This window comes from Aliiruegeria lutimaris, assembly GCF_900099935.1.
Taxonomy (GTDB): Bacteria; Pseudomonadota; Alphaproteobacteria; order Rhodobacterales; family Rhodobacteraceae; genus Tropicimonas; species Tropicimonas lutimaris.
Map to the genome: position 1 here is coordinate 1 of NZ_FNEK01000067.1, position 15,134 is coordinate 15,134.

Annotated in this window: 16 protein-coding genes; 7 read left to right on the plus strand and 9 right to left on the minus strand. The window is 62.2% G+C overall.

Annotation, left to right across the window (positions count from 1 at the left end; all coding sequences use genetic code 11):
* Positions 1-276, minus strand: a 276-nt coding sequence (locus tag BLR85_RS22000; protein WP_139188501.1) for a transposase, incomplete at its 3' end; no start/stop codon positions are given.
* A 120-nt stretch (positions 277-396) separates the two neighbouring features.
* On the opposite strand from BLR85_RS22000, the gene BLR85_RS22005 reads away from it, so the two are divergent.
* From BLR85_RS22005 to BLR85_RS22035, 7 genes are all read left to right on the plus strand, one after another.
* Positions 397-1,935: a putative bifunctional diguanylate cyclase/phosphodiesterase gene (locus BLR85_RS22005; RefSeq protein ID WP_093162450.1), complete on the plus strand. Its 1,539-nt coding sequence runs from the start codon at positions 397-399 to the stop codon at positions 1,933-1,935.
* A gap of 143 nt (positions 1,936-2,078) precedes the next feature.
* Positions 2,079-3,887: a membrane protein insertase YidC gene (yidC, locus tag BLR85_RS22010; protein ID WP_093162453.1), complete on the plus strand. Its 1,809-nt coding sequence runs from the start codon at positions 2,079-2,081 to the stop codon at positions 3,885-3,887.
* Positions 3,887-4,645 carry an MOSC domain-containing protein gene (locus tag BLR85_RS22015; protein WP_093162456.1) on the plus strand — a complete coding sequence of 253 codons (759 nt, stop codon included), beginning with the start codon at positions 3,887-3,889 and terminating at the stop codon, positions 4,643-4,645. Before yidC ends, BLR85_RS22015 begins: the two co-directional genes overlap by 1 nt.
* Positions 4,642-5,301 carry a ribosome biogenesis GTP-binding protein YihA/YsxC gene (yihA, locus tag BLR85_RS22020; RefSeq protein WP_093162460.1) on the plus strand — a complete coding sequence of 220 codons (660 nt, stop codon included), beginning with the start codon at positions 4,642-4,644 and terminating at the stop codon, positions 5,299-5,301. The genes BLR85_RS22015 and yihA overlap by 4 nt, the downstream gene beginning before the upstream one ends.
* Before the next feature lie 110 nt (positions 5,302-5,411).
* Positions 5,412-6,275, plus strand: coding sequence for an acetylglutamate kinase (gene argB / locus BLR85_RS22025; RefSeq protein ID WP_093162463.1), 864 nt, complete (start codon positions 5,412-5,414; stop codon positions 6,273-6,275).
* Between the two features lie 3 nt (positions 6,276-6,278).
* Complete coding sequence (locus BLR85_RS22030; RefSeq protein ID WP_244520828.1) at positions 6,279-6,941, plus strand: ferredoxin; 663 nt, start codon at positions 6,279-6,281, stop codon at positions 6,939-6,941.
* Positions 6,938-7,438, plus strand: a complete 501-nt coding sequence (locus tag BLR85_RS22035) for a SixA phosphatase family protein (RefSeq protein WP_093162465.1) — start codon at positions 6,938-6,940, stop codon at positions 7,436-7,438. Before BLR85_RS22030 ends, BLR85_RS22035 begins: the two co-directional genes overlap by 4 nt.
* Before the next feature lie 73 nt (positions 7,439-7,511).
* Here the strand turns inward: BLR85_RS22035 and BLR85_RS22040 are convergent, their stop codons facing one another.
* The 8 genes from BLR85_RS22040 to crcB all read right to left on the minus strand — a co-directional run bounded on the left by BLR85_RS22040 (position 7,512) and on the right by crcB (position 15,134).
* Positions 7,512-8,303 carry an amino acid ABC transporter ATP-binding protein gene (locus BLR85_RS22040; RefSeq protein ID WP_093162468.1) on the minus strand — a complete coding sequence of 264 codons (792 nt, stop codon included), beginning with the start codon at positions 8,301-8,303 and terminating at the stop codon, positions 7,512-7,514.
* 11 nt (positions 8,304-8,314) lie between these two features.
* Entirely contained in the window at positions 8,315-9,604 is a 1,290-nt protein-coding gene (locus BLR85_RS22045) for an amino acid ABC transporter permease (RefSeq protein ID WP_093162472.1), read from the minus strand.
* Position 9,605: 1 nt separating this feature from the next.
* A complete protein-coding gene (locus BLR85_RS22050) occupies positions 9,606-10,922 on the minus strand; it encodes an amino acid ABC transporter permease (RefSeq protein ID WP_093162475.1) in 1,317 nt (438 codons plus the stop codon).
* A gap of 132 nt (positions 10,923-11,054) precedes the next feature.
* Positions 11,055-12,074 (minus strand): amino acid ABC transporter substrate-binding protein, encoded by a 1,020-nt coding sequence (locus tag BLR85_RS22055; protein WP_093162478.1) that lies wholly within the window; start codon positions 12,072-12,074, stop codon positions 11,055-11,057.
* Positions 12,075-12,310: 236 nt separating this feature from the next.
* Positions 12,311-13,027, minus strand: coding sequence for an ATP12 family chaperone protein (locus tag BLR85_RS22060; RefSeq protein ID WP_093162481.1), 717 nt, complete (start codon positions 13,025-13,027; stop codon positions 12,311-12,313).
* Entirely contained in the window at positions 13,028-13,717 is a 690-nt protein-coding gene (locus tag BLR85_RS22065) for an HAD-IA family hydrolase (RefSeq protein ID WP_093162484.1), read from the minus strand.
* Entirely contained in the window at positions 13,714-14,754 is a 1,041-nt protein-coding gene (locus tag BLR85_RS22070) for an RluA family pseudouridine synthase (RefSeq protein ID WP_093162487.1), read from the minus strand. Before BLR85_RS22070 ends, BLR85_RS22065 begins: the two co-directional genes overlap by 4 nt.
* Positions 14,751-15,134 carry a fluoride efflux transporter CrcB gene (gene crcB / locus BLR85_RS22075; protein ID WP_093162490.1) on the minus strand — a complete coding sequence of 128 codons (384 nt, stop codon included), beginning with the start codon at positions 15,132-15,134 and terminating at the stop codon, positions 14,751-14,753. The genes BLR85_RS22070 and crcB overlap by 4 nt, the downstream gene beginning before the upstream one ends.

A 15,134-nucleotide genomic window follows, 5' to 3' on the forward strand; every position in this document is an offset into this window, starting at 1 on the left:
GATCATGATCGTCTTCCGATCCGTTCCCTCCGAAGCCAACCCCACCATGATCCGGGCGAATACGCCCATGTCGCTCCACCGCTTCCAACGGTTGTAGAGTGTCTTCGGTGGGCCGTATTCCTTCGGCGCATCAGACCATCGCAAGCCGTTGCGATTGATGAAGATAATGCCACTCAGAACACGCCTGTCATCGACACGTGGCTTGCCATGGCTCTTCGGAAAGTTAGGTCGGAGCCGCGCCATTTGTTCGTCAGTCAGCCAGAAAAGATTGCTCATCACGCCCCCTGAAGTTTGGGAGCTTGAATCAAGATCACGCGGAGACCGCAACCAAATTAATGGGTCCAGAGCCTAGCTTCTCCCCGAAGGGCGCGTGGCGCCAGGTCGAGGAGTCTGTTCATGGCCCGCAATGCCGTCCGATATCGCCAGTTCCGGAATCGCCTGAACCAAGCGTTCATTCGGCCCCAAACATTGGCTTTCGTGCCTGCGTTGATGCTCGGCGGATTCTGGTTCGGGGGCGAAGGGCTGCTGATGCTCACGGCGGTGACATTCCCCGTTGTGCTGCTCCTTGGTGGGTTGCTGGAGGGCGATCGCGACAAGAACTGGGTGGATGGACTAACCGGACTGGCGAACCGAAACCACCTGCTCGACACTTTGGCGGGCCATCTGGAGGCTTATGAGGGTCACGGCCAATCGACCGTCGCTCTCGTTATCCAGCTGGATGATTTTTCCCAAATTGCCGAAACCCTCGGAAGTGCCGGCACAGAGGATATCCTGCGTTGCACGGCTGATCGTATCCTGACGGCGATTCGACCGGGCGACCTCGCCGGACGCCTTGTAGAGCACCGTTTCGCCGTTGTCCTCGGACCGGTTCGCCAGGCGAATATGGAGGTCGGCCTACGGGTAGCGGAGCGGTTGCAGGCCGAAATCGGTGAGCCGATAAGTCTCGACGCCGGGACGTTTTACGTATCGGCTTCCGTCGGTTTCTGCCTCGCACGCCGCGCGCCGCGCCATGATGCGGAAGCCATGCTGGAAGCCGCCGAGATGGCCATGGACGAAGCGCGCCGGTCCGGAAAAAACGCGATAAGGGCTTATTCTTCCGAAATGACCGAAGCGATCGAGATTCGCCAGACCTTGTCCGAAGAGATTGTTCGTGCCTTCAGCGATGGCCAGATCCGCCCCTGGTTTCAGCCGCAGATTTCCACCGACACCGGCCTTGTCTCCGGCTTCGAAGCCTTGGCCCGTTGGGAACATCCGGAACGCGGCGTGCTGCCCCCCAGCGAATTCATAGAGGCTGTGGAAAACGCCGGGGTGTTGGAACGCCTAGGTGAAGTGATGCTGTTTCAAAGCCTTTCCGCGATCCGCCTATGGGACAAATCAGGCTATCGCGTCCCGCGCGTGGGTATCAATTTCACCGGCGCGGAGCTGCGCAACCCGCGCCTCGTGGACAAGATCCGCTGGGAACTCGACCGGTTCGACCTCACTCCGGACCGTCTGACCATCGAAATCCTGGAAACCGTCGTAGCGGAATCGAACAACGATACGATCACCACCAACATTGCCGGGCTCGCGAAGCTGGGCTGCGAAATCGATCTGGACGATTTTGGCACCCGCCATGCCTCGATCGCGAATATCCGTCGATTTGGCATCAACCGAATCAAGATCGACAAATCCTTCACTGCCAGGGTGGACAGCCAGCGCGACCAGCAGCGCATGGTGTCGGCGATTCTGGCGATGGCCGAACAGCTGGACCTGCAGACCTTGGCCGAAGGAGTCGAATCTCACGGCGAACATGCCATGCTCTCACAATTGGGATGCGGACATGTGCAAGGAAACGGGATTGCCCCGCCACTTCCCTTCGAGGGAACCATGGCCTGGATGGACAAGCACAGTTGCCGGATCGGCCAACCACCCCGGATCGGACGCCCGACACAGTGACAGATACCCACGATGCATCGGCTTTCTTCGCCATAGCCCGCCGACGAAGGCCCCGAAGTCGGGATTCTGCTTGACGTTTCTGGCTGTGGCGGATTGAACCGGCGCGAAACCTGAAACACAGGAAGGACGTCGGTGATCCCCTGATGGACGATCAGAACAAGAACCTCATTCTCGCCACGGCACTCAGCTTTCTCGTGATCCTGGTCTGGTTCGTGGTATTCCCGCCCGAAGAACCGGTAGCGCCAAGCAACGATGTTGTTGTTAGCGAGGTGACCACGGATGCCAGTGGCACGGTCATTGCCACTGTTCCGCAGAGTGCCGAACCCACGGCGCAGACAACAACCACCCAGGCAGCTCCGGTTGAAGGTGCCCCTCGGCTGCAGGTCGAGACCGAGCGCCTCTCGGGCAGCATCTCTCTCGCAGGCGGCCGGATCGACGATCTGCTTCTGATGGACTATCGCGAAACTCTCGACGAGACCTCGCCCAATGTCCGTCTGCTGGAACCCGTTGGTAAATCGCTACCCTACTATGCGCTGTTCGGCTGGGCGCCCGGCGGCAGCCTCGAGGCTGCGGATGTTCCGTCCACGGATACGATCTGGACGGTCGAAAGCGGAGAAACGCTGACCACTGAAACCCCGGTCACCCTCCGTTGGGACAGCCCTTCCGGGCTGATCTTCCGCAGCACGATCTCGGTCGACGCGAACTACATGTTCAACGTCACCCAATCGGTGGAAAACCCCACGGAAACCCCGCGGCGTGCGGCTCCCTACGGAATCATCGCCCGCCACGGTCTACCGGAACTCTCGCGTTTCTTTATCTTGCATGAGGGCATCGTCGCCATGGCCGACGGCTCGCTCATGGAGAAGGAATACAAGGATTTCGAGGATCTCGAAATCAATCCGACGCTGGGTGCACAGGGCGAAACCGTTGAAGGCGTTGAGAACGGCTGGATCGGTTTCACCGACAAATACTGGATGACGACCCTGATCCCCGCCGCCGGCCAGAGCCACAAACAAGTGATGCTCTTCCAGGGCGCCAGTGGGATCTACCAGACCCAGACCATTTTCCCGACGCTCGAAATCGCGCCCGGGCAAACCGTCGAACAGAACTCGCAGCTCTTCGCCGGTGCAAAGGAATGGGAGACCATCCGGAACTACCAGAATGAAGGCGGCATCGAAGGCTTTCTCGATTCGATCGACTGGGGTTGGTTCTTTTTCCTGACCAAGCCGATTTTCTTCGTCCTGCACTTCCTGCACGGCTTCATCGGAAACATGGGCTGGTCGATCATCGCCCTGACCATCACCATCAAGGCGCTGCTTTTCCCGCTTGCCTACAAATCCTACTCGTCGATGGCAAAGATGAAAGAGCTTCAACCTGAAATGGAGAAGCTCAAGGAGCGCGCAGGCGACGACCGCCAGAAGCTCCAGAAGGACATGATGGAGCTGTACAAGAAGGAGAAGGTGAACCCCGCCTCGGGCTGTCTGCCGATCCTGCTTCAGATCCCGATCTTCTTCTCGCTCTATAAAGTGATCTTCGTCACGATCGAACTGCGCCACGCGCCCTGGATCGGCTACATCAAGGACCTCTCGGCCCCCGATCCCTCCTCGATCATAAACTTCTTCGGCCTCCTGCCTTTCGCGGTGCCGGATCTGGGTATGTTCGAGATCCTCTCGCTTGGTTTCATGCCGATCCTGCTCGGCATCTCCATGTGGATGCAACAGAAGCTGAACCCGGCGCCGACCGATGCGACCCAGCAGATGATCTTTGCCTGGATGCCGTGGGTCTTCATGTTCATGCTGGGCAGTTTTGCCAGCGGGCTGGTGCTCTACTGGATCACCAACAACGTGATCACCTTCACGCAGCAATACCTGATCATGCGGAGCCACGGCTTCAAGCCGGATGTCTTCGGCAACATTCTGTCGAGTTTCAAACGCAAGAAACCCGACGCCTGATGACAGGGCGGCTGACCCATATCCTGCGCCACCCGATCAAATCGATCGGGTGGGAGAATTTGGCCTCGGTGGTTCTGACCGCCGGGGCCATTCTGCCTTTGGACCGGCACTGGGCAGTGGCCCACGAGGCTGCGGAATTCGACGGCAACCCGGATGGCTGGTATGCCAAGCGAAACTTTGTCCGTGGCGTGGCCGGCCCGGAATTGATGGCCGTCCAGGCAGAAATGACCGATTCGAATCGGAAGGTCCGCCTCTCGCACCCCGCGCGCCCCGAGATGGAAATTGCTCCCGACACGCCACAGGGAGCCGCCGCGCTGCTGGAATGGCTCGCGCCTCTCTGGCCGACAACCCGCCCGGCAGCGGCGCGCCTGGTTTCCGCCGGTGACCAGGCCCTGAGCGATGTCCCGGACCCGTTCGTCGCCGTTTTGAACCAGTCCTCCCTGCGCGCTTTCGGGCAGCGCGCCGGCCGGGACCTGTCCATCCACCGCTTTCGTGGAAATCTCTGGCTCGATGGTTTCGCGCCGTGGGAAGAATTCGACTGGATCGGCAAGGAAATTCGGGTCGGCGAGGCGCTCTTGCGCGTCGAGGAACCGATCACCCGCTGTAATGCCACGAAGGTCGACCCTGAAACCGGACTTCCGGATGTCGACACGCTCGGCATTCTGGAGGCTGCTTACGGCCACCGGGATTTCGGCGTCTATGCGACCGTCATCGAAGGCGGCGCACTCAACATTGGCGATGAGGCCAGCCTGACATGACCACGCTCCCCTTTCCCATTGCCGAAGAACCCGATGCCGCGATGCTCGAACGCGGGCGCAAGCTCTTTGCCGGCCAGACCACCTTCCTGAAGGGCGTTGTCGCCATGTCCGGCCTGCCGCCGGCGGACCGGGTCGAGGTGTGTTTTGCCGGGCGCTCCAATGTCGGCAAGTCGACCCTGATCAACGCGCTGACCGGGCACAAGGCGCTGGCGCGCGCCTCCAACACGCCCGGACGGACGCAGGAGATCAACTATTTCACCTTGGCAGACAGCCACTATCTGGTGGACCTGCCCGGCTATGGCTTTGCCAAGGCCCCGGTCGCGGTGGTCCAGAAATGGCAGAATCTGCTCAAAGCATATCTTTCCGGCCGCCCGACGCTGCGCCGGGCCTTCGTGCTAATCGACGCGCGCCACGGGGTGAAGGCCGTGGACAGAGAGATCCTCTCCCTGCTCGACAAGTCCGCCGTCCCGTTCCAGACCGTCCTGACCAAGGCGGACAAGGTGAAGACCCCCGAGCTTGAGAAAGTGATCGAACAGGTCCGTGCCAGCCTTCAGGCACATCCGGCGGCTTTTCCCGAGCTGATCGTCACCTCCTCCGAGAAGGGCGAAGGCATTGCCACATTGCGCAGCACAATCGCAGCACTCGCGGATAGCTGACCGCCTGTTAGGGATGCATTCCGGCTTGCCGCGGCCTGCAGGGATAAATTCCTTGGCAGCGCGGGCTACGCAGCGTAACACGGCTAACCAGTAAAACCCGAGCCGGATCAATGAAGAAGCAGAACATGAACCGCGACTGGATCGCCACCGCCCGGACCCTGTCCGAAGCCCTCCCCTATCTCCAGCGCTATACCGGCGCCACCGTGGTCATCAAGTTTGGCGGCCATGCCATGGGCGACGAGGAGCAGATGGCAAGCTTCGCGCGCGACATCGTCCTGATGAACCAGGTCGGCGTGCATCCGGTCATCGTCCACGGTGGCGGCCCGATGATCAACAGCCTGCTGGCCAAGCTCGACATCAAGAGCGAGTTCGTGAACGGCAAGCGTGTGACGGACGAGGCCACGATGGAAGTGGTCGAGATGGTCCTCTCCGGGTTGGTGAACAAGCGGATCGTTCAGGCCATCAACAGCCAGGGCGGCCGCGCCGTGGGCATTTCCGGCAAGGATGCGAACATGATGGTCTGCGACCCGGTGGACCCGGCGCTCGGCCTCGTGGGCCAGCCGGTCGAGGTAACGCCGGACCTGATCCACCAGATGCACTCCCATGGCATCATTCCCGTTGTCGCCCCGCTCGGTGCGGGTCGCGAAGGCGAGACCTTCAACGTCAATGGCGACACGGCCGCGGGGGCAATTGCCGGCGCGCTGAAGGCCGACCGCCTGCTGCTGCTGACCGATGTGGAAGGGGTGAAGGATGCCGAAGGTTCCGTGATCACCAACCTGACCATCGAATCCGTCGACGAGTTGACCCGCAACGGCGTGATCGCGGGGGGCATGATCCCGAAGACCGAAACAGCCGTCGCCGCGATCCGTGAGGGCGTGCGCGCCGTGGTCATTCTCGATGGTCGGGCACCGAACGCCTGCCTGCTCGAATTGTTCACCGACCATGGCGCGGGCTCGATGATCCGCGCCGAATGATCGGTGCCGGATACGAATGACATAGAGGCGAGCCTCGCGCGGGAATGCCTCGCGGTTCTCGGAGGGCTGGAGCCCACCGAGCCGGGGCCGGCGTTTCCCGCAGGATGCCGCTCGCTTCTGCTGATCGGCCCGGAAAATCCGGTCTTCTGGCCCCATTTCACCGCCTCGCAGGAATTTCGCGATGGCGCAGCGGACCCTTTGGATCGCTGGTCAAAACGGATCCTGACAGCGATCGCCGCGCGCCATGGCGGGCGGGCGCTTTTCCCGTCGGACGGACCGCCCTACCCTCCCTTTTACGACTGGGCTTTGGAAAGCGGCGCTTTTGCCGCCTCACCGCTCAACATGCTTGCCCATGCGAAAGACGGGTTGATGGTCTCCCTCCGTGGCGCGCTTGTCCTGCCCTTTTCCATGGCCGCGCCTGATTGGGGACCACCGCCCTGCGGGCGCTGTGAGGCGCAGCCCTGCCGCGACGCCTGCCCGGTTGGGGCCTTCCCGACCGGCCAATATGCCGTCGATGCCTGTCACAATCATCTTGACACCTCCGCTGGGTCGGATTGCATGGTACGGGGATGCGCGGCGCGCCGCGCCTGCCCTGCCAGCGAGCGCTCGGGGCGCGAACCGGCGCAGTCGGCTTTTCACATGCGCGCATTTCACGGGAAGCGATGAAACGTCTGATCCTCCTCCGTCACGCCAAGTCCGGCTGGGTGAACCCCGAGCTGAACGATTTGGACCGGCCACTGAACAAACGCGGCAAACGCGGCGCAAAGGCGCTCGGAAAATGGCTGCGGGGCACGGAGTACCGCCCGGACCAGATCCTGTGCTCGACCGCGCGCCGAACGCGGGAAACCTGGGAAGGGCTTGGCCTTGAGGGCGAGCCGGAACTGTTGGACGCGTTGTACCATGCCGGGCCGGACGCGATGCTCGAGGCGTTGAAAGCGGCAAAGGGCGCCACGGTGATGATGATCGGTCACAACCCGGGCATCGCGATGTTCGCCCATGAGTTGGTCGAAACCCCGCCGGAGCACAGCCGTTTCGGCGATTTCCCGACCGGTGCGACGCTGGTTGCGGGTTTCGACATCAAGAAATGGTCGAAGCTGGAGCCCCGCAAGGGCAAGGTTCTCGAATTCCTGACACCGCACGATCTCATCGATCAGTCCGAGTGAGACGTAGGACAGGACAATGCAAAAGGCCCCGGTCGAACCGGGGCCTTGTTTGTTTCAGGCTTTGAAAACTCGTTCAGTGCCCGAGGATCTGGCTCAGGAAGAGCTTGGTGCGCTCGTGCTGCGGGTTGTTGAAGAACTCGTTCGGCTCGTTCTGCTCGACGATCTGGCCCTGGTCCATGAAGATCACCCGGTTGGCAACCTGCTTGGCGAAGCCCATCTCGTGGGTCACGCAAAGCATGGTCATGCCTTCCTCGGCGAGCTGGATCATGGTCTCGAGCACTTCCTTGATCATCTCCGGGTCGAGCGCCGAGGTCGGCTCGTCGAAGAGCATGATCCGCGGCATCATGCAGAGCGAACGGGCGATGGCCACACGCTGCTGCTGACCGCCCGATAGCTGGCCGGGATATTTCAGCGCCTGTTCGGGGATCTTGACCTTCTCCAGGAAGTGCATCGCCGTTTCCTCCGCCTCCTTGCGGGGGATCTTGCGCACCCAGATCGGCGCCAGCGTACAGTTCTCGAGGATCGTCAGATGCGGGAACAGGTTGAAGTGCTGGAACACCATGCCAACCTCGGAGCGGATCTTGTCGATATTCTTCAGGTCCGAAGACAGTTCCGTCCCGTCGACGATGATCTCCCCCGACTGGTGCTCTTCCAGGCGGTTGATGCAGCGGATCAGCGTCGACTTGCCGGAGCCCGACGGTCCGGCGATGACGATTCGCTCACCTTCGTTGACACTCAGGTTGATATCCCTGAGCACGTGGAAGGTGCCATACCACTTGTTCATGTGGGTGATCTGGACCGCCACCTTGTCGGAGACTTCCATCTGCGAGCGGTCGATTTGGCGTTCAACTGCGAATTCTGACATTTGGCGTTTCCTTAGCGGTGGCCCGTCTGAAGCTTGCGCTCCAGGAACATGGAGTAGCGGGACATGGAGAAGCAGAAGATGAAGAACATCAGCGCAATGAAACCGTAGAGCTCCCAGACAACCCCGTTCCAGGCCTGATCGGCGCGGATGGAGGTCGAAAGCCCGATCGGATCCAGAAGACCGATGATCGACACCAGCGTGGTATCCTTGAAGACACCGATGAAGGTCGAAACGATCCCGGGGATCGAGATCTTGAGCGCCTGCGGCATGATGATCAGCCGTTGCGCCATCCAGAAGTCGAGCCCGAGCGCGTCGGCGGCTTCATACTGCCCCTTTGGAAGAGCCGCGAGACCGCCACGCACCACCTCGGCCATGTAGGCGGAGGCGAAAAGCGTGACCATGATGATGACGCGCAGGATGATGTCGAAATCCGTCCCCGGCGGCATAAAGATGTTCAGCAGCGTCGAAGCCACGAACAGCAGCGTGATCAGCGGCACGCCGCGGATGAACTCGATGAAGCCGACCGAGAGCGACCGGACGATGAAGAGGTTCGACTGCCGCCCGAGCGCCAGCACGATACCGATCGGCAGCGAGATGGCGATGGCGACGACGCCGATGGTGATCGACAGCATGAAACCGCCGAAATTCCGGCTCTCCACCCCTTCGAGGGTTATCAAAGGCAGGACCGAGGCGAGCGCATCGACCACCGGTCCCGACAGAAACGCCCACCAGATAATCGGTATCACGAAGGCGAGAATCACCGCTGCGAGGCTGCCAAGGGTGGGCTTGGCAAGTTTGTGAGCGTAGTAGCCAAGCACGAAGCCGAGCGCGGCGGCAATCGGGTTCCAGACAGAGCCGCCCCAGAGCAGCCAGGGCATCAGGAACGGGTAGATTGCCGAGAAGACCAGCATCTTGCGGGGCAGGCCCGTGAACAGAACCGGCGCCACGGCGACGATCAGCAGTGCGAAGTCGAGCACGACCCGCCAGTAGAGCTCTCTGGGGTAGAACCCGAAGAGAAGCTGCAGCCAGCGCTCGCGGATAACGCCCCAGCAGGCGCCTTCATGCCCGGCCAGGATTTCCCGGCATTCTCCCAGCGAGGTGGCCGCCCAGGTCGGAGAGATGATCCAGGGCAGAAGCGCGGAGAGCACGTAGAAGATGAAGGCCAACGACAGGATGGACAGCACCGCGTTGAGCGGCGAGGAAAAGAGGTTTTCCCGGATCCAGCCGGCCACACCGGTGGTTGCCACCGGCGGTTCCTGTTCCTCGATCATGGATTTGCGGACGAAATGAATATCAACCATCTTACCGCTCCACCAATTTGACGCGTTCGTTGTACCAGTTCATCACCGCCGAGATGCTCAGCGAGATGGCGAGGTAGACCAGCATCAGCATCAGAACGCATTCCAACTCGCGGCCGGTCTGGTTCATGGTGATGCCACCGAGCGTGCCGGTGATGTCCATGTAGCCCACCGCGATCGCCAGAGAGGAGTTCTTGGTGAGGTTGAGATAGTTGGAAATCAACGGCGGAATGATGACCCGCAGCGCCTGCGGCAGGATCACCAGGTTCATGATCCGGTTCGGCCTCAGGCCAAGCGCGGCCGCGGCTTCGGTCTGGCCCTTGGAGATGGCCATGATGCCGGCGCGCACGATCTCGGCGATGAAAGCTGCCGTGTAGAGCGACAGCGCCAGCCAGAGCGCAATGAGCGAGTTCCGCAGATGCGTGCCGCCCTGGAAGTTGAAGCCCTTGAGTTCCGGATAGCCGAGATGGAAGCCCAGCACGGCCAGAACGGCGATCGTCGGCAACAGGACGACGCCGACCCGGAGATACCACGTGTTCGGCCGGTCGCCGGTCTCGTTCTGGATGCGGTCGGCGCGCTTGCGGATCAGGCCAGAAGCAAACAGGCTGGCACCGAAGACTACGACAATCAGCAGCAGGTCGAGGCTGATCTGGAACACGCCGCAATCGTCGCCCAAGGTGCCGTCTTCGCCGGGCTGGCAAGACGGGTTCTCACGATCCGGCAGGATCGGCAGATCGCCCAGCCCATTACTGAACAGCGCTTCGGGAATGTAGACGCCGCGATTGGTGATGGCGACGGTATCGAACAGCACCATCGAGGCCTCGGGGTTTTCTCCCCTGAAGTCGCTCGGGGCCGGAAGGGTCTCGATCATGATCGCCATGGTGAACACGATCCAGAGCAGAACCGGCACGTTCCGGAACAACTCGACATAGACCGTCATCAGGCGGGCAATGAGCCAGTTGTTCGAAAGCCTGAGGACACCGACAAAAACACCGATGATCGTCGCCGTGATACACCCCATACAAGCAACGAGAAGCGTGTTCAGCAGGCCGATAAAGGCGGCGCGCCAGTGCGTGCTCTGGGAATTGTAATCCAGCAATCGTTGGTTGATGTCATATCCGGCGGGGTCGCTGAGAAAGCCGAAGGCAACGTTCTTGCCCTGTTCGGCGAGGTTATACAGCGTGTTGTTGATCAGCCAGGCGGCGAAGATCATGAACCCGATGAGCGCAACGACCTGAATGGTGAGCGAGCGGTAGCGGGTATCGTAGATCAGCATGCCGAGCCTGAACGACTCCTTCGGCGGGTCGGTCAGTGAGGTCATGTGTATCCCTGCGGCTTTTCCGGGCTTCCTGTTTGCGGATCTTGCGCCCGCTCTCCTTGGCCCGGATTTTCTCGTTGGTGGAGAGATAGTGGCAAGGGCGAGAGCCGAAGCCCACGCCCTTGCCTAAAGATTTTACCGGAACGGCGGGGCGTAGAGAAGGCCGCCGGACGTCCACTGAGCGTTCAGGCCACGGGCCAGACCGATCGGCGTGGTCTCACCGATGTTCTTCTCGAAGATCTCGCCGTAGTTACCGGCAACCGAAAGCGCCTTGACGGCCCAGTCGGCCGGCAGGCCGAGCATTTCGCCCAGCGTACCTTCGGTGCCAAGCAGCCGGTTGATCTCCGGGTTGTTGCCCGGCGCGGAGGCCAGTTCGGCAACATTGGCGGAGGTCACGCCAAGCTCTTCGGCGGCGATCAGCGCGTTCAGGGTCCAGCGAACTACGTCCGCCCATTCGTTGTCGCCGTGGCGGACGAGCGGGCCAAGCGGCTCCTTGGAGATGATTTCCGGCAGGATCACGTGGTTCGCGGCATCTTCGAAGGTAGCGCGGGTAGCAGCGAGGCCGGAGGCGTCCGTGGTGTAGGAATCACAGGCACCCGCCAGATATTGTTGCTGCCCTTCGGCGTTGGTTTCGATCGGAACCGGCTCGTAGCTCATGTTGTTGATGCGGAAGAAGTCCGCGAGGTTCAGCTCGGTGGTGGTGCCGGTCTGGATGCAGATGGTGGCGCCATCCAGTTCCTTGGCCGAGGAAACGCCCAGATCCTTGCGGACAAGGAAGCCCTGTCCATCGTAGTAGTTCACGCCGACAAAATCGAACTTGAGGTCGACGTCGCGCGAGAAAGTCCAGGTGGTGTTCCGGGCCAGCATATCGATCTCGCCGGAAGCGAGTGCGGTAAAGCGGGTCTTGCCGGTGGTCGGCACGAATTCAACGGCGGTCGGGTCGTCGAGGACGGCGGCGGCGACGGCGCGGCATACGGCAACGTCAAAACCTTGCCACTCGCCGTTGGCGTCGGGTGCGGCGAAGCCGGGAACGCCGGTGGCGACGCCACAATTCAGCTTTCCACGGGTTTTCACTTCGTCCAGCAGACCGGCGGCGGCTACGCTTGCGGACATGCCGGCGAGCGCCAGAACGCCAACGAATACGGTCTTCTTCATGTGTACCTCTTCCTGATGGTCCCCGTCCGTGAGTGGGCGGGTAGCTTTATGGGGGCCAGTGGCCCGTTTGAACAACACGCGGGAGGAGGCACCCCCCCGCAGCGCATCAACTTTGGGCAAATTCCCAAGAAAACGTCAAGTACTCTCCGGAAGACACTTCTTTCCCCCAGAAATTCTTCGGCCACCTTCCGTGATCGCCCAAATTTTAGGCCTTACGATCAGAGGCTTGATGCAATTCAGGCAGAGGGGCGAGACAGGCAAAAGAATCTCTGCGCATGCAGAAATTCCTCTCGCTTGAAAGCTTCCGTTACGGCAGCTTCCTCGTCATAACCCCACTGACTCTCCTGAAAACGCTCGTCGACCCGCGAGCGTTGCCACAGGTCTTCGGCCGGAAAACGTTCCCGGATCGCTGCAAGCCCGATCAGAAGCGAGCCTGAAATCGACACCAGGTCGTGCAGCGCGGTCAATGCGAAGGCATCGAGCGCTGCCACCTCGGCCTTGAGCGCTTCGATGCTCGGTCCCGGCTGGGCCAGCGGAACGACCCCTGCACAGAACTCGAGCGGGGCGTTCAACTCGTCCCGTGCGAATTGCAGCAGCTCGTCCCAGGCCTCGGCCTGCCCCTGGCAAAGGGCCTCGGGCCCTTCGGCACGGTAGCAGCACAAGTCCGTCTCGCCATAGGCCGCGATCAGCGTCGCCACCTCGTCGAACTGAGTGCTGACCTTGTCGATCGCCGCATTTGCCGAACGGGTGAGCGGCATCGTGGCGGGATCAATCGCCTCCTGCTGCGCGTCCCACTCGGCGGCAATAGCCTCGGCAAGCGCAAGGCTGGGCACCCGAAGCGGAGCCTTTGCCGGGGTCTTGACCGGTCGCCCGTCGAGCAGGATCTGCCAGCCGCCTTCGACCAGTTCGGCCGTGGCCGATTTCCAGAAACGCTTGAGCTTCCACTCGGACATTCACCCCTCCCAGATCTTGTGCAAAGCAGGCGTCAACGCCGCGTAGGACGCAACCACCTCATCGGCCCCGGCGGCCACCAGTGCCTCGGTCGGATGGTAGCCCCAACCGACGCCGATAGTCCGCAATCCGGCAGCGCGCCCCATTTCGATATCGAAGGTCGTGTCGCCGATCATCACGGCATTCGGCGCCTCGACGCCGGTTTCCGCCATCGCCGTGAACAGCATCGAGGGATGCGGCTTCGAGGGATGGTGGTCGGCCACCTGCTCGGTAACGAAGGCGCCGGTCAGCCCGTGCGCCTCGAGCAGATGGTCCAGCCCGCGGCGGGATTTTCCCGTTGCGATCCCGACCAGCAGGTCATCGCGGCCCAGCAGGTGGTCGAGCACCTCGCGTGCGCCGGGAAAGAGCGGCGCGGTTTCGAGCGGGTTTCCGGACATCCGGATATCGGCGAAACTGGCCTTGTAGGCCGCGGCCAACGCGTCATGCCCCTGCGCGTCGAGCCCGGGCGCAAGTTTCGGCATCATGACCGCCAGCGAGAGGCCAACCATGGAGAGCACCTGCGGGCGCGGCGGGCACGGGTGGCCCACGGCCTCGAAGGCCAGGGTCATCGCGGCCATGATATGGGCCTGGGAATCGATCAGCGTGCCATCGACGTCAAAGACGACGAGGCGCAGCGGTTCGGAATCGCTCATTCCAGCTCCTCGAACGGATCGGCGGGCACGTCTTCGGCGCGCCAGTCCAGCAGTTTCCAGGTCCGTGCCATGTGCTCGGGCAAGGCGGCAGTCAGCTCGAGACGGTTCCCGGTGACCGGGTGGGTCAGGCTCAGCGACCGGGCGTGCAGATGCAGCTTGCGCGATACTTCCCCGCCGAGGCCGGCGCCCCAGCCATCGCCGAGGTTCTCCTGACTGGAGCCACCATATTTTCCGTCCCCTACAATGGGATGCCCCAGCTCGGCCATATGCGCGCGGAGCTGATGCGTCCGTCCCGTCACCGGCACCAGCGCGACCCAGCTCACGCGCCCGCCAAGGGCGGAGAGCACCGCGTAATCGGTGGTCGCGCGCTTGGCGCCGGGGGTGCTGTCCACCTCGCGCGGGTGGATGCAGTGCATCTTCTCGCCCTCGCCGCCCGCGCCATGGCCGCCCGCCTTCACAAGACCGAAGCGGATCGTGCCCATCTGCGGCGTCGGCACTCCGGCAACTGCGCCCCAATAGATCTTGCGCGTCTCCCGCGCCCGGAAGGCTTCGGTCAGCGCTCCCGCCACGGCCCGGGTGCGGGCAAGGATCAGGACGCCGGAAGTGTCCTTGTCCAGCCGGTGCACGAGGCGCGGCTTCTCGTCGAGGCCAAAGCGCAGCGCCTCGGCCAGCCCGTCGACATGGCGCGTCTGCTTGCTGCCGCCCTGCGTGGGCAACCCGGCAGGCTTGTTGATCGCAATGATATGGTCGTCGCGATAGATCACCGCGGCGCGGATCAGTTTCTCGTCGGCTTCCGAGACGGCGGGGCGCTCCGGCCGCGGCGCGTCCTCGTCCGGAAGCGGCGGCACGCGGACCACCTGCCCGGCCTCGACACGGCTCGATGTTTTCACTCGCCCGCCATCGACGCGCAGCTCGCCCTTGCGGCACATCTTCTCGATGCGCCCTTGCCCGACATGCGGGAAGTGGCGGCGGAACCAGCGGTCGAGGCGTTGGCCGGCCTCGTCCACGGTCACTTCGATCTGCTGTACCCGGCTCATGTCAGCGGCACCGCGCCACGGGCCACGGCAAGCCCCACGACCAGCGCGGCCAGCGAGATCAGCACGGAGGCCGTGATATAGACGAGGGCAATCTCTGTCCGGCCTTCCTCCATCAGGAAGATCGCATCGAGCGAAAAGGCCGAGAAGGTGGTGAAACCGCCAAGCACGCCGGTCATCAGAAGCGGCGTCAGGTGGTTGCCGCCCTTGCGCTCCAGCACGACCACCAGCGCTCCCATCAGGAAGGAGCCGACGATATTCACCGTCAGCGTCCCCCACGGGAAGCCGATGCCGAAAATCGCCTTCATGGCAACATTGGTCAGGTAGCGGAAGCTGGCGCCGATGGCCCCGCCGAGGGCAACTTGTAGAACTGTCAGGATCAT